Source organism: Nocardia sp. NPDC056100, assembly GCF_042266325.1.
In the GTDB taxonomy this organism is placed as follows: domain Bacteria; phylum Actinomycetota; class Actinomycetes; order Mycobacteriales; family Mycobacteriaceae; genus Nocardia.
In genome coordinates, this window is sequence record NZ_JBHJVY010000002.1 from 1,472,046 (window position 1) to 1,495,037 (window position 22,992).

General features: G+C 65.0%; 23 protein-coding genes. 13 read left to right on the forward strand and 10 right to left on the reverse strand.

Annotation, left to right across the window (positions count from 1 at the left end):
- Positions 1-147: 147 nt before the first annotated feature.
- The 5 genes from ACFC0O_RS19060 to ACFC0O_RS19080 all read right to left on the reverse strand — a co-directional run bounded on the left by ACFC0O_RS19060 (position 148) and on the right by ACFC0O_RS19080 (position 4,459).
- Positions 148-366, reverse strand: a complete 219-nt coding sequence (locus ACFC0O_RS19060; RefSeq protein ID WP_364647937.1) for a DUF397 domain-containing protein — start codon at positions 364-366, stop codon at positions 148-150.
- 292 nt (positions 367-658) lie between these two features.
- Entirely contained in the window at positions 659-1,609 is a 951-nt protein-coding gene (locus ACFC0O_RS19065) for an alpha/beta fold hydrolase (RefSeq protein ID WP_375959503.1), read from the reverse strand.
- A gap of 5 nt (positions 1,610-1,614) precedes the next feature.
- The gene (locus ACFC0O_RS19070; protein ID WP_375959505.1) at positions 1,615-3,102 is read right to left on the reverse strand and encodes a dihydrolipoyl dehydrogenase family protein; all 1,488 of its coding nucleotides are present in this window, start codon (positions 3,100-3,102) and stop codon (positions 1,615-1,617) included.
- A gap of 23 nt (positions 3,103-3,125) precedes the next feature.
- A complete protein-coding gene (locus tag ACFC0O_RS19075) occupies positions 3,126-3,572 on the reverse strand; it encodes a VOC family protein (protein WP_375959507.1) in 447 nt (148 codons plus the stop codon).
- A gap of 35 nt (positions 3,573-3,607) precedes the next feature.
- Positions 3,608-4,459, reverse strand: a complete 852-nt coding sequence (locus ACFC0O_RS19080) for an alpha/beta fold hydrolase (RefSeq protein ID WP_375959509.1) — start codon at positions 4,457-4,459, stop codon at positions 3,608-3,610.
- A 188-nt stretch (positions 4,460-4,647) separates the two neighbouring features.
- Here ACFC0O_RS19080 and ACFC0O_RS19085 point away from each other — a divergent pair, with 188 nt between their 5' ends.
- The 5 genes from ACFC0O_RS19085 to ACFC0O_RS19105 all read left to right on the forward strand — a co-directional run bounded on the left by ACFC0O_RS19085 (position 4,648) and on the right by ACFC0O_RS19105 (position 9,687).
- A complete protein-coding gene (locus ACFC0O_RS19085) occupies positions 4,648-5,217 on the forward strand; it encodes a DUF308 domain-containing protein (RefSeq protein WP_375959511.1) in 570 nt (189 codons plus the stop codon).
- A gap of 46 nt (positions 5,218-5,263) precedes the next feature.
- Positions 5,264-6,775: a GMC family oxidoreductase gene (locus ACFC0O_RS19090; protein ID WP_375959513.1), complete on the forward strand. Its 1,512-nt coding sequence runs from the start codon at positions 5,264-5,266 to the stop codon at positions 6,773-6,775.
- 229 nt (positions 6,776-7,004) lie between these two features.
- Positions 7,005-7,136 carry a hypothetical protein gene (locus ACFC0O_RS19095; RefSeq protein WP_375959515.1) on the forward strand — a complete coding sequence of 44 codons (132 nt, stop codon included), beginning with the start codon at positions 7,005-7,007 and terminating at the stop codon, positions 7,134-7,136.
- A 96-nt stretch (positions 7,137-7,232) separates the two neighbouring features.
- Complete coding sequence (locus ACFC0O_RS19100) at positions 7,233-8,852, forward strand: tannase/feruloyl esterase family alpha/beta hydrolase (RefSeq protein ID WP_375959517.1); 1,620 nt, start codon at positions 7,233-7,235, stop codon at positions 8,850-8,852.
- Between the two features lie 217 nt (positions 8,853-9,069).
- Positions 9,070-9,687 carry a hypothetical protein gene (locus tag ACFC0O_RS19105; RefSeq protein WP_375959519.1) on the forward strand — a complete coding sequence of 206 codons (618 nt, stop codon included), beginning with the start codon at positions 9,070-9,072 and terminating at the stop codon, positions 9,685-9,687.
- A 53-nt stretch (positions 9,688-9,740) separates the two neighbouring features.
- Here ACFC0O_RS19105 and ACFC0O_RS19110 read toward each other — a convergent pair whose 3' ends face one another.
- Entirely contained in the window at positions 9,741-10,208 is a 468-nt protein-coding gene (locus tag ACFC0O_RS19110; protein WP_375959521.1) for an NUDIX hydrolase, read from the reverse strand.
- 30 nt (positions 10,209-10,238) lie between these two features.
- Here ACFC0O_RS19110 and ACFC0O_RS19115 point away from each other — a divergent pair, with 30 nt between their 5' ends.
- Complete coding sequence (locus ACFC0O_RS19115) at positions 10,239-10,637, forward strand: hypothetical protein (protein WP_375959523.1); 399 nt, start codon at positions 10,239-10,241, stop codon at positions 10,635-10,637.
- A gap of 5 nt (positions 10,638-10,642) precedes the next feature.
- Here ACFC0O_RS19115 and ACFC0O_RS19120 read toward each other — a convergent pair whose 3' ends face one another.
- Complete coding sequence (locus ACFC0O_RS19120; RefSeq protein ID WP_375959525.1) at positions 10,643-10,783, reverse strand: hypothetical protein; 141 nt, start codon at positions 10,781-10,783, stop codon at positions 10,643-10,645.
- A 107-nt stretch (positions 10,784-10,890) separates the two neighbouring features.
- Between ACFC0O_RS19120 and ACFC0O_RS19125 the strand changes: the two genes are divergently transcribed.
- Complete coding sequence (locus tag ACFC0O_RS19125) at positions 10,891-11,871, forward strand: peroxiredoxin family protein (protein WP_375959527.1); 981 nt, start codon at positions 10,891-10,893, stop codon at positions 11,869-11,871.
- 13 nt (positions 11,872-11,884) lie between these two features.
- Here the strand turns inward: ACFC0O_RS19125 and ACFC0O_RS19130 are convergent, their stop codons facing one another.
- Positions 11,885-12,556 carry a chitin binding peritrophin-A domain-containing protein gene (locus tag ACFC0O_RS19130; RefSeq protein ID WP_375959529.1) on the reverse strand — a complete coding sequence of 224 codons (672 nt, stop codon included), beginning with the start codon at positions 12,554-12,556 and terminating at the stop codon, positions 11,885-11,887.
- Positions 12,557-12,582: 26 nt separating this feature from the next.
- Between ACFC0O_RS19130 and ACFC0O_RS19135 the strand changes: the two genes are divergently transcribed.
- Both ACFC0O_RS19135 and ACFC0O_RS19140 read left to right on the forward strand, forming a co-directional pair.
- The gene (locus ACFC0O_RS19135) at positions 12,583-13,443 is read left to right on the forward strand and encodes an MspA family porin (RefSeq protein ID WP_375959531.1); all 861 of its coding nucleotides are present in this window, start codon (positions 12,583-12,585) and stop codon (positions 13,441-13,443) included.
- Positions 13,444-13,765: 322 nt separating this feature from the next.
- On the forward strand, positions 13,766-14,254 hold the full coding sequence (locus ACFC0O_RS19140) for a hypothetical protein (RefSeq protein ID WP_375959533.1): 489 nt from the start codon (positions 13,766-13,768) through the stop codon (positions 14,252-14,254).
- Between the two features lie 242 nt (positions 14,255-14,496).
- Here ACFC0O_RS19140 and ACFC0O_RS19145 read toward each other — a convergent pair whose 3' ends face one another.
- Positions 14,497-14,835, reverse strand: coding sequence for an ArsR/SmtB family transcription factor (locus tag ACFC0O_RS19145; RefSeq protein ID WP_375959535.1), 339 nt, complete (start codon positions 14,833-14,835; stop codon positions 14,497-14,499).
- 105 nt (positions 14,836-14,940) lie between these two features.
- Between ACFC0O_RS19145 and ACFC0O_RS19150 the strand changes: the two genes are divergently transcribed.
- The 3 genes from ACFC0O_RS19150 to ACFC0O_RS19160 all read left to right on the forward strand — a co-directional run bounded on the left by ACFC0O_RS19150 (position 14,941) and on the right by ACFC0O_RS19160 (position 18,841).
- Positions 14,941-16,137, forward strand: a complete 1,197-nt coding sequence (locus ACFC0O_RS19150; RefSeq protein ID WP_375959537.1) for an MFS transporter — start codon at positions 14,941-14,943, stop codon at positions 16,135-16,137.
- Positions 16,138-16,254: 117 nt separating this feature from the next.
- Positions 16,255-17,562 carry a serine hydrolase domain-containing protein gene (locus ACFC0O_RS19155; protein ID WP_375959539.1) on the forward strand — a complete coding sequence of 436 codons (1,308 nt, stop codon included), beginning with the start codon at positions 16,255-16,257 and terminating at the stop codon, positions 17,560-17,562.
- Positions 17,563-17,827: 265 nt separating this feature from the next.
- On the forward strand, positions 17,828-18,841 hold the full coding sequence (locus ACFC0O_RS19160; protein ID WP_375959541.1) for an alpha/beta fold hydrolase: 1,014 nt from the start codon (positions 17,828-17,830) through the stop codon (positions 18,839-18,841).
- A gap of 82 nt (positions 18,842-18,923) precedes the next feature.
- Here the strand turns inward: ACFC0O_RS19160 and ACFC0O_RS19165 are convergent, their stop codons facing one another.
- Positions 18,924-20,966 carry a CocE/NonD family hydrolase gene (locus ACFC0O_RS19165; protein WP_375959543.1) on the reverse strand — a complete coding sequence of 681 codons (2,043 nt, stop codon included), beginning with the start codon at positions 20,964-20,966 and terminating at the stop codon, positions 18,924-18,926.
- 226 nt (positions 20,967-21,192) lie between these two features.
- Between ACFC0O_RS19165 and ACFC0O_RS19170 the strand changes: the two genes are divergently transcribed.
- Positions 21,193-22,977: an amidohydrolase family protein gene (locus ACFC0O_RS19170; RefSeq protein ID WP_375959545.1), complete on the forward strand. Its 1,785-nt coding sequence runs from the start codon at positions 21,193-21,195 to the stop codon at positions 22,975-22,977.
- Positions 22,978-22,992 lie beyond the last annotated feature (15 nt).

The following is a 22,992-nucleotide window of genomic DNA, read 5'->3' on the forward strand; positions in this document are numbered from 1 at the left end:
CTTGGTTTTTGTCGTTTCTGGCTTGTTTGGGATGTTTGGGAGGTTGGGTTTCGCTTTGGTTCGGTGTGTGCCTTCGGTGTTTGTCACCTGTTTGGGGGGGGGGGGGGGGGGTGGCCCCGCAAAGGGGGCCCCCCACCACCGGGGCTGTCACTCACCGAAATCGAATTCGCCGGCCCGCACGCCCGAGGTGAACGCACGCCATTCCGAGCTCGTGAACCACAGCGTCGGGCTGTGCCGATCCTTGGAGTCGCGCACCGCGATTCGGCCCTCATGGTATGCGACCTCGACACAGTCGCCGTTGTAGCTGAACGTGCTCTTGGCGAATCTCGGACCGCGCCGCGACCCGCGAATCATGTTGTGATTCATAGCTTTTGTTCCTTCCCCCGGAGGGTCACTCCCCATGACCCTGCTCCTGCAACACTTACGACGAACACACTGCATTCCGAACCACTGTTAACGCAACCGAATTCATCCGGCCCTGCGCGCCGGCACGTCGAAATGCTCATGTAAACGACCTTACGACCACCCACCGACAAATCGGCGCGGCCCAAAAGTCGCAGGTGCGCGACACCCTGTCGTAATCCCGCTCGCTGTCAACCTATTTAGCGATCCGGGCAACGCCGGTGCCGCTCGATTCCTCGTCGCAAGCCCCGAGGCACTAGCCCATGTGCGTCCGCGCAGCGGGTTCCGGGCCCTCCGGCACAGCAGGCTCGGACCGACCTGCGGAGAGGGCGAAATCCCGAACTGCGGCGGCGAATCGCTCGGGTTCCTCCAGATGCCCGAGGTGACCACTGCGCTCCAGGATCACCAGGCGCGAATCGGGGATGAGGGCGGCCAGTTCCCGGCCCCAGCGGGGTCCGCAGATGACATCGAAGCGGCCGACTATGACCAAGGCGGGGATTGTCACCTTCGGCAGATCGGCGCGGTCGTCGATGAGATCGGGCGCGCCGAGTGCGTCCAGGCCCGAGATGTAGCTGGCGCGTAACGCATCCCGTAGCGGAGCCCACCGCTGCTCATCACCCCAGTAGTCGGCGATGTACGAGGGCAGGACGCCGCGGGCGACGGCCAGGGTCTGTTCATCGCTCGAAATGTCTTGCATACCAGCGAATGTCGCAAGAACATCGGCCAGGCCGGGCCGATCGGCGTGTGCGGCGGCGAACTCCTGTAGCCGCCGTGCGGCCTCCGCGCCGTGTTCGGGACCGGTGACCGACGCGCCCTCGTACAGGATGATCCCGGCGAGCCGTTGGGGGCGATGAATGGCGTGATACGCCGCGACGAACGCGCCGTGCGAGTGGCCGAGCAGATACACCTCGGCTACACCGAGATGATCGATGATCCGTTGCAGCGCAACGCTGTAGCGCTCACGGGTATAGCCGTTCGGATGCGTCGGCAGTCGTCCGGAGCCACCGGTGCCGAGTGCCTCGACGTACACCATCGTCAGGTGCTGTTCCAGTTCGGGCATGCGCAGGTACTCCCAGTGGATACCCGGTCCGCCCGGATGCGCCAGGCACACCGGTCCACTGCCGTACACGTGGTACCGCTGTAGGACACCGTCCGAGTCGAAGGCATGCGCGCCGCGATCGAGAGCGCCGGAGTTCTGGTTCGACATCGCGATCACGCTGCTTTCAGAGGTGGGGTGAAGGAGGTGTGTGGCGCGGACTGATCGCGATAGGTCTCGAGCAGGCGCAGCCACACCTCGCTGATGGTCGGGAATGCGGGTACGGCGTGCCAGAGGCGGTCGAGGGGGATCTCACCGGCGATGGCGAGGGTGGCCGAGTGCAGGAGTTCGGCAACACCTGGACCGGCGAAGGTGGCTCCGACGATCACCTGGCGCTCGGGGTCGATGAGGATGCGCGCGCGGCCGCGATAGTCCGGATCGTGCTGGAGTGCACCGGCGACCCGGCCGATGTCGTAGTCGACGATGTCGACCGCGCGGCCCGCCCTGGCGGCGTCCTCGGTGGTGAGGCCGACCGCGGCGATCTCCGGATCGGTGAAGACCACCTGCGGGACGGCTGCGAGATCCGCTGTGCCGGTGTGCTTTCCCCACGCGGTGGTGTCCAGCGGTTGTCCCGCTGCCCGATCGGCGATGACTGTGCCCGCGATGCGCGCCTGGTACTTGCCCTGGTGGGTGAGCAGAGCCCGGTGATTGACATCGCCTACGCCATAGAGCCAGTCGCCGTCGACCGCGGTCACCGCGAAACTGTCATCGGTGGCGAGCCACTCCCCCGGGACCAAACCGACTGTCTCCAAACCGATGTCATCGGTGCGCGGTGCGCGGCCGGTGGCGAGCAGGAGTTCGTCGGCGACGATGCGGGTGCCGTCGACCAGGGTCAGGTGAATACCGTCATCGGGGCCGCCCGCGCGTTCGGCGGTGGCGATGCCCGATTCGAAGCGCAGATCGACGCCCGCCGCCCGGAGCCGATCGCTCACCAGGTCCGCAGCGAAAGGTTCGACGCGGCCGAGCAATCGCGACTCACGGGCGATGAGGGTGACCTCGGAGCCCAAAGCCCGCCAGGCCGTTGCCATTTCGACCGCGACGACCCCGGCACCCAGTATCGCCAGCCGACGCGGCACCTCGCGGGCGCTGGTGGCCTCGCGACTTGTCCACGGGCGCACCGTATCCAGTCCCGGTATGGGTGGCAGCGCCGCACGGGTGCCCGTGCAGACCACCACCGCGTGCCGGGCACGCAATCGCACGGTGCCACCGTCCGGAGTCCGGACGGTCACCTGCCGCACCCCATCGAGACTGCCGTGACCGCGAATGAGCGAAATCCCCTCTGAGTCAAGCCATTCGACTTGATCGCGATCGTTCCAGTCGGCGACCATGCGGTCCCGGTGTTTCAGCACCGAGGCTGCGTCAAGCGGTCCGGTCACCGCGTTCGCGACGCCGGGAAATCGTGCGGCCTCGGCGTACAGCAGCGCGGGACGCAGCAGCGCCTTGCTGGGTTCGCAAGCCCAGTAGGAACATTCGCCGCCGACGAGTTCGGATTCGATGATGACGGTGCTCAGACCGGCGGCGGCAGTGCGGTCGGCGACATTCTCCCCGACCGGTCCGGCTCCGATGACGATGACGTCGTAGGACTGAATATTGTTGTCAGACATGGTATTTTCTCTCAGATCCGTGGTCAGCGGCCGGGTGCGCGCTGCGTGATTTCCTGCAGGAACCAGCTATTGCCGTCCGGATCCGCGAAGGCGGCGAAGGATCCGTAGCTGCGGCGCTCGGGGTGCACACCCGCGATGCGAGCGGTGGTTCCGGCGTGATGGAATACGCCGGTCGCGTCCCGGAACGGCCCGTCCACGGCGACGCCGCGTTCGGCGAGGTCGGCGACGGCTTGCTCGATATCGGTGACGATCAGGTGCAGGCCATCGACCGAACCGGGTTCGGCGGCGGTGACGCCGGTTCCGAAGATGATGGAGCAGGCCGAGCCGGGCGGGGTCACCTGGACGACGCGATAGTCCTGGTCCACGGTGAAGTCGGCATCGAGCCGGAATCCGAGCCGGTCGGCGTAGAACGCCTTCGCGCGATCGACGTCCGCGACGGGCAGCACGATGACTTCGAGTTTCATATCCATGGTCGTGTTCTCCTGTGGTGCTTGGGTTTTCGTGGTCAGCGGGTGGCTTTGGCGGCTTGTTCGATCACGTCGGCGACCACATCGGGATGGGAGACGGCGACCGAATGCGAGGCATCGACCTCGGTGACGTGCGCGTGGGCGCGCTCGGCCATGAAGCGCTGTGCCGCAACCGGAATATTCAGATCCTTGGTGGTGACGATGTCCCAGCTGGGCTTCTCGCTCCAGGCCGCGACCGTGGCCTTCTCCTCGAGCGCGGATTGCGCGATCGGCCGCTGCGACGCCGCCGCCAGAGCGGCGCGATCCTCGGGCACATCGGCCGCGAACTGGTCGCGGAATTTGTCCTGCTGGATGTAGAGGTCGGTACCGGTGCTGCCGTCGGTATTGGTGAACGGCACCGGATTCAAGGTGCCCGGCAGGGTGGAGCCGGGGTATTTATTCGTCAGCTCCAGTGCGGTCTCACCCGGCGCGGGCAGAAACGCCGCAACGTAGACGAGCCCCTTGACCTTGTCGTTTCCGGCCGCAGCCGCGCTGATGACCGAACCGCCGTAGGAATGCCCGACCAGGATGACGGGTCCATCGATGTGGCTGATCACGCTGCGCAGCGCCACGGCATCGGCGGCGGGACCGCGCAGCGGATTGGCCGCGGCCACCACGGGATACCGGTCCCGACGCAGCTTCTCGATCACATCGTTCCAGCTGGATCCGTCGGCGAAGGCGCCGTGCTCGAGCACAATGGTCGGCCGCGGCGCGTCCTCATCGGGACCGGCGTGGGTGACGGTGTTCGCGGAGCAGGCGACCGCGACACCGACGCCGGTGATACCGGCCGCGAGCGCCGCGGCGATCCGGGTAGCGCGTCGCCGGTTGCGGCCATATCCGTTGTCGACCATGGGATTTCGTCCTTCTAGCAGGTGGGAGCGAGTTGTACGATTCCACTGTCGTCGCCGAGGCCCGTGCGGCACATCCGTCAGGTGACGGTGAGCGCTACGTACGTCACCTCGCGCCCCGATGACCTACGTAGCGCGGACCGTCAGTCGACGGATGCGGCGGCATCCGGCCCGGCGTGAGGGTAGTGTCCATGAACACCACAACCGCACTGCCCGTGACCAACTCCGAGCGCTCGTCCCTGATCCGCCTGTACCTGAGCCGTGGCGTACTCGCCATCGCCTGGGCTATAGCCTTCGCCGCGGTCCATAACACCCTCGATGCCATCGCGGTGACACTGCTGGTCCTCTATCCGCTCATCGACGCCGTGTCCTCTCTGATCGACTTTCTCGCGGTCCCGTTAGGCGCCGAACGTCGCGTGACGGCATTCAACGGCGTACTCAGTGCGGTCATCGCCGCTGCGCTCGGTATCGCCGGGACCACCGGTGGCATGGCGGCGGTACTGGGTGTATTCGGTGCCTGGGCAATCCTTTCCGGCGCGGCCCAACTAACCGTCGGCGTATACCGGCGCGGTCCCGTCCTGGGCAAACAGTGGCCGACCCTGATCTCCGGCGGTCTGTCATTCCTGGTCGGCGCGACCTACATCGCCCAGGCCATCGGCGATTCCCCCGCCCTGGATGTCCTGGCCATCTACGCGACCGGCGGCGGTGTCTTCTTCATCGCGCAGGCCGCGCTGCTGGCCTGGAAACAAAGAACCCACTGACCCCCGTAACCAGAATTCGCCGCGCTCTACACAAAGGACAATCGAGATGCCCGCACATGATTCCTACGATTTCGTCATCGTCGGCGGCGGTACCGCGGGCTGCGTGCTCGCGGCCCGCCTCACCGAGGACGAGAACCTCCGGGTGCTGCTGCTGGAGGCCGGTGCCGCGGACCTGCCCGACGCGGTCGCATATCCTCCGGCCTGGCCGACACTCGCCAACTCGCCTGCCGGATGGGGCGATCTCACCGTGCCACAGCGGTTTTCGAACGCACCGGTGCCGCTTCCGCGTGGCAGGGGGCTGGGTGGCTCGTCTGCCATCAATGCGATGGTGTTCGCGCGTGGGCATCACACCTCCTATGACGGCTGGAGCAATCGCGGCGCCAAGGGCTGGACCTACGATGATCTGCTGCCCTACTTCCAGCGCAGCGAGTCCGCCGTGAGCGGCGCGCCCGGTCGCGGCACCGCCGGGCCGCTGACCGTCGGCCCAACCACGCGACCCAACGAGATCCTGCTCGCCTGCCTGGACGGCGCGATCGAAGTCGGATTCCCGCGGGCCATCGACATCAGCGGCGGGCTCGAGGACGGCTTCGGTCCGGTCGACCTCAACATCGTTGCCGGACAACGCCAGAGCGCCGCGGATGCCTATCTCACACCCGCACTCGCACGGCCCAATCTCACCGTGGAGACCGGCGCGCTCGCGCACAGACTGCTGTTCGAGAGTCAGCGCTGCACCGGAGTCGAGTACCGCGTGGACGGCGAAATCCACCGCGCCACTGCCACTTCCGAGGTTGTACTGACCGCCGGAACCATCGGAAGCGCTCAACTGCTGATGCGCTCGGGCATCGGACCGGAGACCGTGCTGCGGGAGGCGCATGTCGAGGTGGTGCATCCGCTGCCCGGGGTGGGTCGCAATCTCCACGACCACCCCCGGATCAACCTGGTGCACAGTTCCCAGCGCCCGGTGCCCACACCGCAGGCCAATCACGGCGAGATCATCGGCCTGCTGCGCAGCGACCCGCACCTGACGGGACCGGATGTGCAGATCATCTTCATCGATATCCCACTGCCCAATCCTGTTGCCGCAGTGTCGAACGGCTTCACCATCGGCGTCTCCCCCATGCTTCCGGTGAGCCGGGGCTCCATGCGCATCACCTCGGCCGACCCCTCCGCGCCACCGGTACTCGACCCCGGATACTTCACCGCCGCCGCTGATGTCGAGGTCGTGGTGGCCGGTATCGAGGCTGCCCGCGAGATCGCGGCTTCGGCGGCGCTGGCCCGCTGGGGCGTAGCCGAAGTCGCGCCCGGCGTCGACTTGACCGACAGGGCGATGCTCGGCGACTACGCACGAAGGAACTTCGGCTCCTACTGCCACCCGGTGGGCACCTGCGCCATGGGTGAGGACGCGTACTCCGTCGTGAATTCCGAACTGCGAGTGCACGGCGTGGAGGGCCTGCGGATTGCGGACGGATCGGTCATTCCAGTCATTCCCTCGGCCAATACGAACGCGACGGTATACGCGATCGCCGAACGCGCCGCGGAGCTGCTGCGACCGTCCTAGCTCGAACCACACCTTCGGAAATCACCGTGAAACGGAGCATCTCATGGCCAAGATCCGCGCGGTTGGCATCCACGCTCCGCGAAGGCATTCGACTGGACCAGCATCGACAAGCTCGCGATGTTCGATGCCTTCGCGGCGCTGCCGCTGATCGGCCAACACCCGCTGCTCATGATCATGGGCACCCGCGCCATCACCGCCTGGATGGGGCCTCGAAGCCTTCCAGAAGGCTTTGGGGCCCACGCGGATTCACTGGATCGAGGGTGCGAGTCATGTCGGCCTCTACGACAGGGATCAGTACGTCGGTCCGGCGGTGGATCAGCTCACCGGCTTCTTCGCCGAGCAGCTCCAGCGGACCGCGTGACGCATCGGATTACGTCGGCCGGGGCGTCAGGTGACTGATGTGGCGGTGCCGGTGCGCTGGCGACAGTAAGTAAGCAGTTCCAACCGAGGAGAGATCTTGAAACGACAAATTCTGGCACTCGCGACCGTGGGCATCACCGTCGCAGGCGCCGCCGCCCTCTACGCAGTGGTGGACAGGTCGAACGATTCCGCGGCCACCCCCGCGAGCGCAAACGCCTTCAACTGCTCCACATTTCAGATCCCGGCGCCGGACGGCGCCACCGTGGAGTCCCTGACCGCCAAAGATGTCCCCGCGGGAGCGTTTCAGGTTCCCGGCAGCCCGCCGCTGGGCGGCTACCCCGTACCAGACGTCCCCGCACACTGCGAAGTAACCATCACGCTCACCCACCCCGGCGCGAACGACCATGCCACGGTGCAGGTTTGGCTACCGGAATCCGGCTGGAACGGGCGCTTCCAGGCGGTCGGTGGCGCCGCCTACGCCGCCGGGAACATCGGCGGCGTGGCCACGGCGGTCAAGCAGGGCTATGCGGCCGCCACCACCGACGCCGGTGTGGACACCACCGGCCTGGACACCAGTTGGGGGTTGAACTCGGCCGGTCAGGTCAACACCGCGCTACTGGAGAACTTCGCTTCCCGCTCGGTGCACGAGTTGGCGATCGTGGGCAAGCAGGTCGTGCACGACGTCTACGATCAAGCCGCGTCCTATGCCTACTGGAACGGCTGCTCGACGGGCGGTCGCCAGGGCTATATGGAGGCCCAGAAATATCCGTCCGACTTCAACGGCATCAATGCCGACGCTCCGGCCATCAACTGGAACCAATTCGAGGTCGCCACGCTCTGGCCGCAAGTGGTGATGAGTGAGGCGCACACCTACCCGACCACGTGCGAGTTCAACGCCTTCAACCAGGCCGCGGTCAAGCAATGCGATCCGCAGGACGGCCTCGCGGATGGCCTGATCAGCGACCCGGGCCGATGCGATTTCGACCCGCGCCGTCTGATCGGCACCAAGGTGCAATGCGACGGAAAGGAATACACGATCAGCGAGACCGTCGCTGATGTGGTCCGCAAGATCTGGGACGGCCCGCGGGATGCGAACGGCAAGCAGCTGCGGTTCGGCCTGCCGACCGGCGCCGACTTCAGCGCACTGACCGCCGGCGCCACCGACGCGAACGGCATCACCACGGGGGCACCGTTCACCGTTCCCGCACAATGGGTTTCGACGTTCGTCCAGAAGCAACGGTCGTTCGATTCCGCGAATCTCACCTACGCGCAGTTCGATCGGATCTTTCAGCAGGCCCGCTCCGAATACGACTCGATCATCGGCACCTCGGACCCGGACCTGTCGGCCTTCCGCGACGCGGGCGGCAAGCTGCTCACCTGGCAGGGCGACGCCGACCAGCTCATCCCGACCGCGGGCACCATCGACTACCGTAAGCGCGTGGACGCGCTGCTGGGCGGTACCACCCGGGTCGACGACTTCTACCGCGTCTTCCTGGCACCGGGAGTCGCACACTGCGCCCTCACCGGCAGCAACGATATGACCGCACTGACGGATTGGGTCGAGCACGGCAAGGCACCGGATGTCCTCCAGGCCACACTGACCACCGCAACCGGCCAGACGGTCTCGCGCGATATCTGCCGCCTGCCATTCGTCTCCCGCTATACGGGCGACGGAGACCCGGCTTCCCCGACCAGCTTCCGCTGTGTCGCGCCCTAGCCCCTGCCCGACCCGGGCCCGCGCCCGACACGAGCTGGCCCAACTCCGGCGAATGTGCTTGCGGCGCGGGACTTGACCACCGAGGCCGGTCTCGAACCCCCGAGGTGACCATCGCCACATCGGCTCGCGCGGTCAGCATCTCGATGCTTACGCTGCCACCAAACGTGGGGCATCTAGGGGGATGGCTAATGCAATCGTGTGTGACACAGTCATGTACTTGAAACTGAGTGGCGTGGAACAGCCAACAGACCTCGAAAGACTCGAAACCGCGTTCGCCGAACTGAGCGAGCGCGGTTTCGGCGCAGACTTCGACGTCGCCTGGCGATGCTTCACCAAAGGCGACGCAGCACACGAAACCCCGCGCGGCCCAAAGGGATTCCTCTACAGCTACGCCCAGGCCTACGCCGACGCCTTCTTCGCCGAAGAGGGCTGGGGCGTAGCCGAACAGCCCGTCCCCGATTCGGTCAGACGCGAAATCGAAGCAATGAAGCCGCAATTGATGGCTGCGGCAGGAATCGACCCGACCGACCACGCCGAGACGCTCGCCGCGATCGAACGCGGAGACCTCGACGCCGAAGACGTACACGACGACTACCGCGCGATCTTCGAAGCCTGGGAGAAGATCGGCAACAACCACTCCACAGCCTGGACCCTCATGCAAAACGAACGCCGCACCCGCTGGCACACCCTCCTGCGCCCCCTCATGATCGGCTGGTACAGCCCCGACCACCTCGACGAGATCATCGAGGTTCTTCAGCAGAACTCGCTGAATGTCACAGCGCCACAAAATGAGCGGAAGGTGATCATCGTCAACCCCTCAGTCACAACGAGCTGACCGATCCAACCCGACGGCGATATCTTCTACTCGGCGCGCGAGCCGCCATCCATCTAGCGGATCGCCGGGTACGAGCCCGAGCGCCAGTCGTCCACTCGACGGCGGATCGCGTCAATCATCGGTAGGGCATCGATCTCACCCGGCTCGAACCACGCTACTTCGTGAGACTCATCCGACACCGCGAGCACCCCTCCGGTTGGCTTGCCGAGCAGACAAATGGAAAACTCCTGCCGCACTTCGCCATCGTCGTAGGCGAAGACATGCCCCGGGTCGGTGTAAGTGCCGACGATACCGGTGACCTCGATGTCTATCCCGGTCTCTTCCTTGGTCTCGCGAACCCCACATCCGGCGAGCGATTCGCCAAGCTCCATCTTCCCGCCCGGCAGCGCCCACATACCGTTGTCGACCCTGCGCTGCAGCAAGATCTGCCCGAGGTCGTTGACGACGACCACGGAGGCCGCGGGAACCAGGCTGTTCGCTTTGGGTGCGTTCGGATCGTTCTGGTAGTCGCGTCTAGGCATGGTGCGGGTCCTCATCCGTATTCTGTACCCGTGGGAGTCGTCTCCATCGAGATTCTGCAGGATGCATTGCGGCGATCGTGGTCCGCTGACACCAGCAAGAGCTCCGGATGGAGTGAGCGGGATCGCGCCAAAGGGCAGTGCGCTGTGACCGCATGCGTGGTTCAGGACTATTTCGGCGGCGAGATCGTCAACACGATTGCCAGACTGCCCACGGGGGCGCAGGTATCGCACTACTTCAACATCATCGATGGTGCGGTAGTCGATCTCACAAAGCAGCAATTTCCTCTCGGAACAGAATTCCTTGAATCTGCACCGAAGACCAACGGGCACAGAACAACCCGTGACTATTGCCTCTCCAGCGAGGACACCAGGAAACGATATCTTCTGCTCAGTGCACGAGTTGTCAACGATATCAACGGGAACGAATGAACCAGTCAACGCGCCATCCATCGCCCTAGGAATTCGCGCACTTCGAGCACCGCAGCGTGCGGTTGCATGTCTACCACCAACTCCGCGACCGCCCGGCTCAACCGCATTGACGCAACGTTGCTGATGTTCTCGAAGTTGTCGTTCAAGAGAAGGCATCCTTCGGCTCGGCCATCCGTTTCTGTCGGTCTGATGCGCCGAGGCCCGGCAGGGACAGTAATGTTGGCCGGTGCCTTCGGTGATTCTGGCTAGTTCAGTGTGGGCAGCCCGACTGGTTGCCGCGACGGTGTTCGGGTGGGCTGGTACCGCAAAGCTGTTGGAGCCCAGCGGGACTCGTGAGGCGGTTGGTCAGTTCGGGGTGTCGGATCGGTGGGTCCCGACCGTGATCTGGACGTTGCCCGCAGCCGAGCTGATGGTGGCGCTCGCATTACTTCCCTCGTGGACTGCGGTACCGGCGGCGATTGTGGCGCTCGGTCTACTGGCGTTGTTCTCACTGTTGGTGGCGCGGCTGCTGCGCCGGGGAGAGCGGCCGTCGTGTTCGTGTTTCGGTTCGTCGAGCACCCAGGCGATCGGGCCGAAAACCTTGGTGCGCAATGCGATACTGGCCGCGTTGGTGCTTGCCGTGCTGGTCGGCTCGGTGGCTGGCGGCGCCGTGCCGCAGACGCTCCCGCTCGGGTATGCGGCCGGGCTGGTGGCGATCGTCGCGCTGGGCACTGTGCAACTGTGGCAGGGCAACACGATCCGGCGAATGCGCACGGAGATTGCTGAAATTCAGGCGGCCAGGGCTCCACGCAGGGGCCTGTCGGCCGGTACCCAGGCCCCGGAATTCGACCTGCCGGATACGGCGGGCGGGCGCGTAGCGCTGCGTGATGTGCTGACCGGCGGGCGGACGGTCGCGCTGCTGTTCCTACACCCGGGCTGCGGGCCGTGCGCGACGGTTGCCGCCGAGCTGGCACGCTGGCGAGCGGAGCTGGCCGATCAGTACAGCATCGTGGTGGTCGGCACCCATGACAGGGTGGCCAACACCGAGTGGGCCCGAATGCACGGTGCCGGAACCATGTTGGTGCAGCAGGAGGGCGAGGTGTACGCCCACTACCGGATACCCGGCACACCCGCGGCCGTGCTGATCGATCCGGACGGGCGGGTGACCGCGCCGCCTGCGGTGGGTAGCCACGCCATCCGCGAGGTCTTCGACGGTGCCGGTCGCCCGCCGCTTGCGCAGCGGGCGACCGGTTGAGCCCGAGATTCGGTCAGTTGCTGAAGCATTCGGTCAGATCCGCCCACATGCACGCATCGGCTCGAACGTTGTAGACCATCCGGCCCACCGGTGTGCAACGGTCCGGTTCGTTCTCACACGACGGGCATTCGTACACGATCGCCTGCTCATCGGGAGTGCATGCGACGAACTTCGTGCAGTCGTCCGGGTGCAGATAGTTCCCGGGCTCCCGGCCCTTGCAGTCCTGCAGTGAGGACAGGTGAACATCGACTCCGTCGGCATTGGTGTAGAGATCCGCTTCCCTGGCCGCCTTATTCCGCTCCCACTCGGACATTTTGCGTTCGATGCGGATCTGGTCGACCGCAGAGTACTGCGTGGTCAGCGTGAGGCCGCTGGAACCGGCTCCCGGACGTACGTCACCATCGCCCGCTGCCGCGTACGCCTGCACCCGCGGGGTTGTGGATGCCTCCGTACCCGTCATGACGAGGATGTCGTAGGTGCCGTGGTTCTCCACCGCCGGGCTCACCACCGTGATCTGAGAATCACTGTCGATCGTATAGCTTTGTGCGCGATAGGTTTTCCCGTTCGGATCACGGAAGACGACGTCGGTGGCCCTACCGAATCCAGATCCTTTGACCAATAGCGTTGTACCGCCATCCGCTGTCGGCACCTCGGTCATACCTTCGATCCCCGTGACAATCGCCATGGCTACTCCTCGGATGAGTTGGCAAAGTGCCAGCCAATTTTATTGGACCGCAGCGTTTTAGGATGCGATCTCGCCGTGTTCCCGCGGCTTGGCAGACCTTCGCGACGCATCCACACGCGCAATCTCTTCCCAGCGTTGGGGATACGCCGCCGTCGGCAAATGCCCGTCCATTGCTACCCTCCGCGAACTTGATCTTGTATTTTGCCGATCGGACGAACATGACCTCGCTGGCCCTGCGCCACCCTCGAATCGAACGCGCTACGCCGTATTCGATTGTTCCGCTGGCCGTGGCCGTCCTGTGGGTGGGTTCGACCTCCATCGCAACGGCGGATGAGGTGCCGGATCGATCGCGGGTGGTGACCACCGAGGACGGGTGGGAACTGCGGGTTACCAAGGCGGCTGAAATCCTTGATCGTGTACCGAATCTCGCTGGTTCGCCGTTCACGCGTGAAGGGTTCGTGACCGTCAAGGGGGTCGCCGATATCGCGGGTGCGGGGCTGGTGGCGGTGGACTCCGGAAGTCTTACTGTCGGTTATCAGATCGGCTGCCAGATCGACGTCGGCAATGGGCTCTCGCTGGGGTCCTCCATGATGATGGGGCCTAATGTTGGAGTATCGGTCGCACCGGTGCCGGGGCTGAATGTCGGAGGCAGCGCGATGGTGCTGCCGAGCATTTCCACGACATTGAAGCCGGGGACGATCACCTCGATCCCCTTCGGCACCAAAACTCTTGCGGGAGCACATGGTTCGATCGAGACCAGCGCAGTGCAGATCAAGATCGATGGATGCCTCGGACCGGTCAGCCTGCGGTCGTACGTCATCGCGAACATATCCACGCGCACCGCGGACAGCTCGGTCGCGGTTTACGGCGACCCGATCCAGCTGTGAATGCCATGCGGCCAACCCACCTGACATCGACAGCTCGCGCCATCGCGACCATCGCATCGTGCGCCGCACTCGGGCTGCCCGTCACAGCACACGCGGAACCGATCGTGTCGCCGCCGGCATGTCAGCCCGTCGACTCGGGCGCACCATGCGAAAACGTCCCCGCACCACCCAGACCCGTGGCACCCCCCGCGAACGCCCCCGCGCCACTGCTGATGCCACCCACTCCACCGCCGAACAAACCCAACACCAATCCCCCGGCCGCAGCACTGATACCCCCGACACCCGGTCCCGCTCGCGGCAACCCCATCGTTCCCGCACAAGGGTGACCACACCTGCCACGGGTAAGCGGCAGCGGCAGAAGTGCTCGCAGGCCGTGGTGACGGGATGGTTCAATCGCTCGATGCGTGGTGACGAGATCATCGGTCAGTGGAGTGTGGATGCTGGATACCACAGCGCGACAGAGGATGAGCAGTTCGTCTTCTGGAATGACGGTGTGGGATTGGTGGAATATGCGCGCCCGGGGACGAGCGCGTGCGTGCTGTTCCGATGGACGCGGACGGCGATTCGGATGCTGCGACTCGAGCCATATCGGTGCATCCGGCACGACGGCGGTGCGGTTGTGGATGGTGACGTGCCCGAGGCGGTCGAGACCAGGTATCGGATCACACGCGAGCAGCGGCCGTTGATCGGTGAGGTGCTGCCGGTGCTGTACCTGCCCGCCCCGTTCGCGACGATTCCGGACCGCGGGTACGGGTTGATCACGCGGGAACCAGCGGTGCATTTCACGAACATGCGACGCGCCAATTCTTGAATCGAGGCATTTCCGTCGACTGTCGAATGACCTCTGCTTGAACCGAATGCCCTTAACCACAACAGTATTCAGTGCTGGCAGCCACTCAGCGCGCCGACCGAAGGAACGACCGCGACCGTCCAAGCCCTAATGCTCGAGATCCGCGATATGCCGACCGGCCCCTCGGCTCCGAAGTGGCCGTCGCAATTTTGATGACCAACGTGAGCCCACCGAGCTAGGGCCGACCGGCGTGGCGAGCCGATTCAGTCGGCTGGTGTCCACGCGCGAATCAGGTTGAGCAGGCCCGGGAAGCGGGCGTCGAGGTCTTCGACGCGTACGCGGCTGCGGCGTTCCAGTCCGTACTGCTGCTGCCGGGTTACGCCTGCCTCGCGGAGTACGCGGAAGTGGTGTGTGAGGGTCGACTTCGGGCGGTCGCTGCCGAACCAGCCGCATGAGCGGTCGGTGTCGGGGGATTCGAGTAGCAGTTTGCGGACCATGGTCAGGCGCAGCGGATCGCTGAGCGCGGCCATGATGTGTTCGAGCCGCAGGTCCGCGCGTGCGGGTTCGGGCAGGTGGGTGGCGGCTTCGGTCGCCGATGGCATGGGGTCTCCCGGGTGTGCGGCACTAGTACGTGTTTTATCGTACTAGGTGCTAGGTTCGAACACTGTCGTACTAGTACGACAATTCTCGAACTAGTGGAGGATGGGATGACGACACTCCTGGCACGATCGGAAACGCGAGACGGCAACGGCATCGTGTGGCTGGCGGCGTGGCCGGTATTCGCGGTCTTCGCGCTGTCGAACGCGGCCACACCGTTGTACGGGATCTGGCAGCGCGAGATGGGATTCTCCGCGGGCACCCTGACCGCGATCTTCGCCTGCTACATCGTCGGATTGCTCGGTGCACTGCTGGTCGCGGGCGTGGTCTCGGATCGAGTCGGCCGCAAGCCGGTGCTGCTCCCCGCCATCGCGCTGGCCGTGCTCGCCGCGGTGCTGTTCGCCACCGCGAACTCGATCGCGATGCTGGCGGTGGCCCGGCTGCTGACCGGGGTCGCCGTTGGCGCGACGGTGTCTGCGGGCATGGCCGCGGTGACCGACCTGGGCGGACCGGCGCGCAAAAAGGTTGCCGCACTGGCGGCTTCGGCTGCCATGGTGCTCGGCGCGGGTTCCGGGCCGCTGTTGGCCGGCATCTTGTCCGAGACCTTGCCCGGCCCGACGGTGACCATCTTCGTGGTCGAAATCGCGCTGCTCGCTTCGGCTTTCGTCATGGTGGCGCGCTGGGATCTGCCACGGGGCACCGGCGGACGAGGGCCGTGGATCCGGATCCCGGCGGTACCGGCGAGCGGACGGGTCGCGGTGGCGCTCGGCATCGCGGTATTCGCGCCGGGAATCACGGCGACGTCCTTCGTGCTGTCACTGGGCCCGTCGGTGCTCTCGCACCTGCTCGGAGCCACGAATCGGGTGATCGCCGGTGGGCTGGCGTTCGGAATGTTCCTGGCCGCCACCGCGATTCAGTTCGCCGTCCGGAGGCTGTCGCTACGTGCAGTGCTGGTCGGCGGGGCGGTGGCGACGGCAACCAGCATGGCCGCGCTGATCGCCGCACTGCACCTGTCGTCAGTGCCCCTGTTCGGCGCGGCCGCGGTCTTCGCCGGAATCGGCCAGGGCCTGGGACAATTGGGCGGTCTGACCGCGATCAGCGCCTCCGTCACCGCTGACCGACTCGCGGAAACCAATGCCGCCCAGAACGTCGGCGGCTACCTGCCTGCCGCGGCGTTACCGACAATCACCGGATTCATCAGTGACGCGGTCGGTTTGACCGCGGGTGCCACCGCATTCGGCATTGTCGTACTTATCGCCGCGAGCGCGGGCGGCGCGTTCGCCGTCCTTCACACCCGGAGGGCGTAGCCCCAACTCCTCGAGTCAGGTGCGGATGAGGATTCTCGCGCCGAATTAGCCCACCGCGGCCGGGCGAATCTGTCTCACTAGAACGAGGGCTGAGCCGATGAGAGATATGAGGGACCTATGGACGCCGACCTTCAAACAGCATTCGCGGCCAGCGTGGCACATGAGCAGGGCACCAGGAGATTACCCAGTCTCACTGCGATGGTCGGCCGCAGCGGCGTACCTCTCGCGGCGGCCGCGGCAGGATTCGCCGATATCGAGAACCGGGTTCCCGCCACCCTCGGGCACCGGTACCGGATCGGCTCGATCACCAAGACCTTCACCGCCGCAGTGACTTTGCTGCTGCGCGAGCGGGGTGAGCTCGAGCTCGAAGCGCCGGTGGGCCGGTATCTCACGGAAACACCGTTCGGGCGGCTGCCGGTGCGAATGCTGCTCTCGCACAGCAGCGGTATGCAGCGTGAGGCCCCTGTCGACATGTGGGAATCCATGAAAGGACCCTCGGGCCAGGAACTTCGCGAAGCGTTCGGCCGGATCGAATTGATCGCAGCGCCCGGGGAGCGATGGCACTATTCGAATCTGGGTTACGCCGTCCTCGGCCAGATCATCGAGCAGGTCACCACCGTGTCCTGCGAACTGTTGATCGATGAAATGCTGCTCGCGCCTCTAGAATTGACCGCCACCAACTGGTCGATGCCCGATGGAGCAGCGATCGGTTATCGCCTGGATCCCTTTGCGGACGCCGTTTACCGGGAACCCGCCTTGGAGCAGGGCGCGGTCGGTGTGGGTGGTCAATTGTGGTCCACCGCAGAGGATTTACTGCGGTGGGGAGATGTCCTGTGCGGCAACCGGCCCGACATCATTCCGACCGCGGTCGTCGATGCCATGCACACCCTGCAAGTCATGGTCGATACCCGATCGTGGAAACAGGGCTGGGGGTTAGGGCTGATCCTCGAGCGCCACGACGTTGGAATTCTCGCCGGGCACACCGGGGCCATGCCGGGATTCCAGGCGGCGCTGACCTTGCATCGTGACAGTTCCACTGTCGCAGTGGCTCTTTCGAACCTCACACACGGCACCGTGTTGAGCGACCTCACCACACGAGCCGTCCTTGACTCGATCGCCTCCGCAGCCGCAACTCCGACCTTGGCGTGGGAACCCGCCGCACCCTGCCCGGACCACCTACGACCGATTCTCGGCAGCTGGTGGTCCGAATCGGAGGAGACGGTGTTCGAATGGCGTCATGACGGGCTGCACGCCCACCTCACCGCAAACCCCGCAGCAAGCGAGACCCGCTTCGAGGAAGAAGCCCCCGGCCGATTCCGCGCCTCCCATGGTCGGCTCCGAGGTGAACTACTGATCATCTCAGGCACCGCTGAGAGCGTTCGATTGCACTGGGCGACATATCCGTTCACACGTCGTCCCAGATGAGATCGAGCCCTCTTGCGACGCAGAACGATTCGCGCGGCCCGCCACATCCTTGATTACCTCGATCAGAAAACATTGATGTTTGTCACTTTTCGGGCCAGCGCTCACATGGGGACAAGTTCACCGAAATAGCCCGCGACCACGACGGGAGCACCTGGGCCACAGCAATTTTCGAACGCGTCCGCCATTCGGACGGATTGGCTACGCCCTCGGCGGCTCCGTATCTTACTCCTCAGTAAGTTCCGACCAGGTTCACCGAGGAGTGCTCATGCCCCGCATTCAACAGCGCAGATCGCTGCGAGCCGCCGTGTCGACCGGACTGCTCATCATGCTCACCTCGGGGTTACCCGTGCCGATGGCCACCGCGGAACCCCTCGGCCAGCCCGTCGAGTCCTCGGTCATCTCCGCCGACGGGACGACGATTTCGGTCAAGGAGTACGGTCCCGCCTACGACCAGGCCCCGACCGTCGTGCTCGTGCACGGCTGGCCGGACAATTCCGATGTCTGGAACAAGGTCATCCCGCTGCTCGCGGATCGCTATCACGTGGTCAACTACGACCCGCGTGGATCTGGGGCCAGCGACCATCCCGACGCGGTATCGGATTACGAACTGCCCAAGCTGTCGCAGGACTTCGAGGCGGTCGTCGACCGAACCGCTCCGGGTGTGAAAGTGCATGTGCTGGCGCATGATTGGGGTGCGATCCAGACCTGGGAATCGGCGGCGCGCATTCCGGAGAAGTTCTCGTCGTTCACCTTCATCTCCGGGCCCAGTCTGGATCTGCTGTCGAGTTCGCTGCAGCGGGAATTCGGAAACATCACCGCCTGGCCCGCGCTGTACTACCAAGCCATGGCTTCGAGCTACGTGCCGTTCAACTATCTGCCCGTACTGCCGGAGGCATTCTGGAACTCGGGCCTCGGCGCGCAATTGATGCGGGCCTATGTCGGCCTCGAAGGCGGACAGCACGAGGAATATAGCGGGCGCGATGGCGCCGCGCAGACAAACCTGTACCGCGCCAATATGTTCCAGCGCCTGCTCAACCCTACCTACGACCATGTCGAGGTCCCCGTCGTGCAGCAGATCCGCCCGTCGATCGACCCCTTCGTCACCCCGGTCTACTTCAACGGCCTGGAGAACGCGGTGCCGTCGCTGTGGCGGCGCACGGTCGGCGTCGGCCACTGGACCCCGCTCACCAACCCCTGGGCCGTGGCGCAGTACACCTCCGAGCTGATCGAGTTCCGCGAGCACGGCACACCCGCACCGGCGGGCGCGGTCGTCAAGTGACCTGACGAGCTCGTCAGGTCACCCGACGGGGATCACCCGGTCTCGCATCCGGCGAAATCGAGTGCAAGACCGCGGTTTTCGATCAGATCGGACGGCTCGACGGGAGGTTGATGAAGCTGGGTGAACTGGGGTCCAGCACCAGTCGCTGTGGCGTAAGGCCGGATTCGTTCAGCATCGGACCAAGCAGGAGGCCCCTCGGAAAATTCGAGGCGTAGATGTCCACGCGCAAACGATGCCCGGGTTGCAGGACCGCGTCGGTCTGCTCGAGGCCGATATCGAGCACGGTCGGCTCTCCGGGCACGATCGGTTGGCGCGTGGCCAGGGACAGGATCGGGTACGGGTCGCTGTAGTCACCGCTGGCCGAGCGCTTACTCCTGGTCTCGTCATTGGCCCGCAGTGACGCGGTCAACTGCCCCGAAGTCAGGACGGTCGACTGTCCGTCGGGCGCAACATCATTGAGAGTCGCGGTCCAGTATCCGTCGGTGGCGTCCAGCACGGTGTTGAGATGTACGTTCACCGACCCCGAGATCAGGGTCGGCACGGTGACCGGGTTTCCGGTGAACGTCAGCGCCGCGACTTCGGATATCCGGCTGTCCTTCGCACAGACGTCGAGGATCCCCAGCGCACCGGCGGTGCCCTGGGCGGCGTCGCGCGAGCACACCGTGGACAGGCCGGGCGAAACCGTCAGTGCCGTAGTCGATGTGGGAGGCGACGAGGACAGCGAACCATCATGTGCGACGGGGGTCGCGATTGAGCCGCTCGCATCCGCGGACAGGTACTGCCGGGCGTAAGTCATACCGGCACGGGGGAATTCGGTGTCGGTGGTCCAGCCACCGCCCTGCTGGAACAGGGTCGCGGGGCTGTAGTTCTCGATGCCGTTGTCAATGCCCTTGAGCCAGTGGTCGAACCAGGCGCGCTGCAACACATCCATGCGCGGTGGTGCTCCCGCAACGCCCAGACCGGCCCCGGGGGTGCTGTGGTACCAGTCGCCCATGAGGAGTTTCTTCTCGGTAGTGGGCAATGAGATGGCCTCGAAAATGCGCGGCTCGGAGTTGCTGAAGATGTCATGCCAGCCGCCGACCACGAAGGTCGGCACCTTGATCTTTTCGGGATGCCCGAGCAAGCCGGAACGGAACGGGGTCCCCGGATCCAATACCGGGGCGATCGAGGGCGGCAGATTGTCGATAGAGGGCGTGGTGAGCGCGGCCAGGATGAGATCGAACAGGGTCAGTGGGTTCTGGACCCGATCGGCCAGCCACTTCCAATCGAATCGGCCGTTCAGGATCGACACCAGATCCGGGAGAAGTTTGGTGGCATCGACCGCGGTCGCGAGCAGCGGCGCGAAGCCGATTCCCAGCGCTCCGCCGGGGGCCGCGACATCGCGGACGATATCGCTGCCGGGCACGATCGGGAAGATCGCCTTGAGCGCGGGCGGATTCTCCTCGGCCGCGTAGAGCTGGTTGATGCCCGAATAGGAGATACCACTCATCCCCACGTTGCCGTCGGACCACGGCTGCTGAGCCGCCCAGTCGATCATCTCGACCGTGTCCTGATGTTCGCGCGGGCTGAACAGCCCCCAATCCCCTTGGGAGAATCCCGTTCCCCGCACATCGGCGACGATCTGGGTGTAGCCGCTGCGGATGAGGTTGGGATCGGCCGCGAAGGTTCGGCCCGCGCCGCCGGAGAGCAGCTTGATCTGATCCCCCAGTCCCCCCAGCCCCGTACCGGTGAGGTTGAACAGATCGAACCGGTTCATCAGGGAGACGATCGCGTCGTACAGCCCCGGAATCGCGATCGCCGAGGTTTCCAGCATCGACACGAGCTTCGTGTACGGGGTCATATTCAGGATCGTCGGCAGCGGGGTATCCACGATGTGGTTGTCCGCGTCCATCGGCCGGTACACATTGGCCTTGAGCACCACACCGTCGCTCATGGTGATCGGGACATCCCAATCAATATGCACGCCAGGGTATTTCGGTGGTGCGTCCTGTGTGAGGGTCCAGCCCGGGTCGCCGCCGACGCTGCCGTCCGGAGCGGCCTGCGCGACCGGCGTGGCCGCCGCCGCGGCCACCACCGCCGCCACGACGGCCAGGCCGCTGAACGACCTTCGCAACGACAACCCCATGAATAGACCGCCCTCCGTTGGACAGATGTGCCGGCATCGAGCCGGACGGCTCGGTACCCATGAGTACGGTACTGTAGTGTTTGTCACTATTGAGTACAAACAGTGCCCCGCGACACATGTCTCTTCCAGCCTGGCAAAGGTTTGATCTACCTGGTCAGATAAAGATGGTGATCACTTACTATCTTTGCTACGGTGACTCCGGACGACCTACCGGAAGGCATGCCACATGTTCGACACGATCGTGCGCGACGGACTCTGGTTCGACGGGACGGGAGCGCCCCCGCAGCGCCGCGACCTGGGAATCCGGAACGGCATCGTCGAAGTCGTATCCGCGGAACCGCTCGAGGCGGGCAGCGATACCGAGGTGATCGACGCGGCGGGCGAGTGGGTGCTACCGGGGTTCGTGGATGTGCACACCCATTACGACGCCGAGGTGCTCGCCCAGCCGGGGTTGCCCGAGTCGGTGCGGCATGGGGTGACAACCGTATTCATCGGAAACTGTTCGCTGTCAACGATTCTGGCGTCGAACGCCGATTGCGCGGACTTCTTCAGCCGGGTGGAGGCGGTGCCGCGCGATGCGGTGCACGATGTACTCGAAGAGCATCGGGACTGGCGCAGTCCGGCCGAATACGTCGCGGCGGTAGAGCGGCTTCCGCTCGGGCCGAATGTGGCCGGGTTCCTCGGGCATTCGGATTTGCGGACCGCTGTGCTGGGGCTGGATCGGGCGGTGACTCGCGATACCAAGCCGTCGGCGGTCGAAATCGAGCGTATGCGAACGCTTTTGGAGGACGCTATCGATGCGGGCATGCTCGGCATGTCGTCGATGAGCAATACCCTCGACAAGATCGACGGGGAGATCTATCGCTCGCGGTCGCTGCCTTCGACGTACGCGCGGGGCAAGGAATTTCGGGCGCTCAACGGGGTGCTGCGTCGGCGGCGGCGGATTCTGCAGAGTGCGCCGACCATCAATTTCCGGCCCAATGTGTGGAAGTACTTCGCCGCGAGTTCGGGGCTGTTCCGGCGGCCCGCGCTGCGGACTTCGCTGCTGTCGGCGGCGGATTCGAAGGCCTATCCCCCGGTCGTGTACTTCATGATGTACGCCGCGCCGCTGCTGAATCGGTTCGCGCGCACCGACTTCCGCTGGCAGCATCTGCCGGTGCCGTTCACCGTCTATGCCGACGGCATCGATCTGGTGGTGTTCGAGGAGTTCGGGGCGGGGGCCGCGGCGCTGCATCTCAAGGATGAGGTCGAACGCAATGAACTGTTGCGCGACAAGGAGTATCGGCGGCAGTTCCGTAAGGACTACGACAACAAGTTCAGTCCGCGGATCTGGCATCGGAACTTCTTCGACGCCACCATCGTGGGATGCCCGGATGAGAGCGTGATCGGCAAGACCATCGGCCAGGTGGGCCGCGAGCGCGGATTGCATCCGGTGGACGCCTACCTGGATATGGTCATCGAGTACGGCCGGAAACTGCGCTGGCGCACCACGATTGCCAATGATCGGCCCAAGTATCTTGACAAGCTGGCGACCAATTCCGGTGTGCAGATGGGGTTCGGGGACGCGGGCGCGCACCTGCGCAATATGGCCTTCTACAACTATCACCTGCGACTGCTCGAACGGGTGAAAGCCGCGCAGGGCAAGCGCAATCCGTTCATGAGCGTGGAGCGCGCGGTGCACCGTCTCACCGGCGAGCTGGCGGAGTGGTATGGGCTCGACGCAGGCTACCTGCGTCAGGGCGATCGGGCCGATCTGGTGATCATCGATCCGGCCGGGCTCGATCAGTCCGTGCACGGGCTGCATGAGAACGCGATGCCGGAGTTCGGGCTGACCCGCATGGTCAATCGCAATGACGCCGCGGTGGCTGCCACCCTCATCAATGGCGTAACCGTCTATCGCGGTGGGGAATTCGCCACCGGATTCGGAGCCGAGTGGGGCACGGGGCAGTTCCTGCGCACCGGTCAGTCCGCCCGTAAGCCCGCCGAGCGACGGCTACCGGTCGGTCGGTGAGTGAGCCGCTATGTC

What these genes read in the sequence shown, in the direction of transcription:
- ACFC0O_RS19060 (WP_364647937.1), bottom strand. Translation starts at nt 366, where the DNA reads ATGAATCACAACATGATTCGCGGGTCGCGGCGCGGTCCGAGATTCGCC.
- ACFC0O_RS19065 (WP_375959503.1), bottom strand. Translation starts at nt 1,609, where the DNA reads ATGTCGAACCAGAACTCCGGCGCTCTCGATCGCGGCGCGCATGCCTTC.
- ACFC0O_RS19070 (WP_375959505.1), bottom strand. Translation starts at nt 3,102, where the DNA reads ATGTCTGACAACAATATTCAGTCCTACGACGTCATCGTCATCGGAGCC.
- ACFC0O_RS19075 (WP_375959507.1), bottom strand. Translation starts at nt 3,572, where the DNA reads ATGGATATGAAACTCGAAGTCATCGTGCTGCCCGTCGCGGACGTCGAT.
- ACFC0O_RS19080 (WP_375959509.1), bottom strand. Translation starts at nt 4,459, where the DNA reads ATGGTCGACAACGGATATGGCCGCAACCGGCGACGCGCTACCCGGATC.
- ACFC0O_RS19085 (WP_375959511.1), top strand. Translation starts at nt 4,648, where the DNA reads ATGAACACCACAACCGCACTGCCCGTGACCAACTCCGAGCGCTCGTCC.
- ACFC0O_RS19090 (WP_375959513.1), top strand. Translation starts at nt 5,264, where the DNA reads ATGCCCGCACATGATTCCTACGATTTCGTCATCGTCGGCGGCGGTACC.
- ACFC0O_RS19110 (WP_375959521.1), bottom strand. Translation starts at nt 10,208, where the DNA reads ATGCCTAGACGCGACTACCAGAACGATCCGAACGCACCCAAAGCGAAC.
- ACFC0O_RS19130 (WP_375959529.1), bottom strand. Translation starts at nt 12,556, where the DNA reads ATGGCGATTGTCACGGGGATCGAAGGTATGACCGAGGTGCCGACAGCG.
- ACFC0O_RS19145 (WP_375959535.1), bottom strand. Translation starts at nt 14,835, where the DNA reads ATGCCATCGGCGACCGAAGCCGCCACCCACCTGCCCGAACCCGCACGC.
- ACFC0O_RS19150 (WP_375959537.1), top strand. Translation starts at nt 14,941, where the DNA reads ATGACGACACTCCTGGCACGATCGGAAACGCGAGACGGCAACGGCATC.
- ACFC0O_RS19155 (WP_375959539.1), top strand. Translation starts at nt 16,255, where the DNA reads ATGGACGCCGACCTTCAAACAGCATTCGCGGCCAGCGTGGCACATGAG.
- ACFC0O_RS19160 (WP_375959541.1), top strand. Translation starts at nt 17,828, where the DNA reads ATGCCCCGCATTCAACAGCGCAGATCGCTGCGAGCCGCCGTGTCGACC.
- ACFC0O_RS19165 (WP_375959543.1), bottom strand. Translation starts at nt 20,966, where the DNA reads ATGGGGTTGTCGTTGCGAAGGTCGTTCAGCGGCCTGGCCGTCGTGGCG.
- ACFC0O_RS19170 (WP_375959545.1), top strand. Translation starts at nt 21,193, where the DNA reads ATGTTCGACACGATCGTGCGCGACGGACTCTGGTTCGACGGGACGGGA.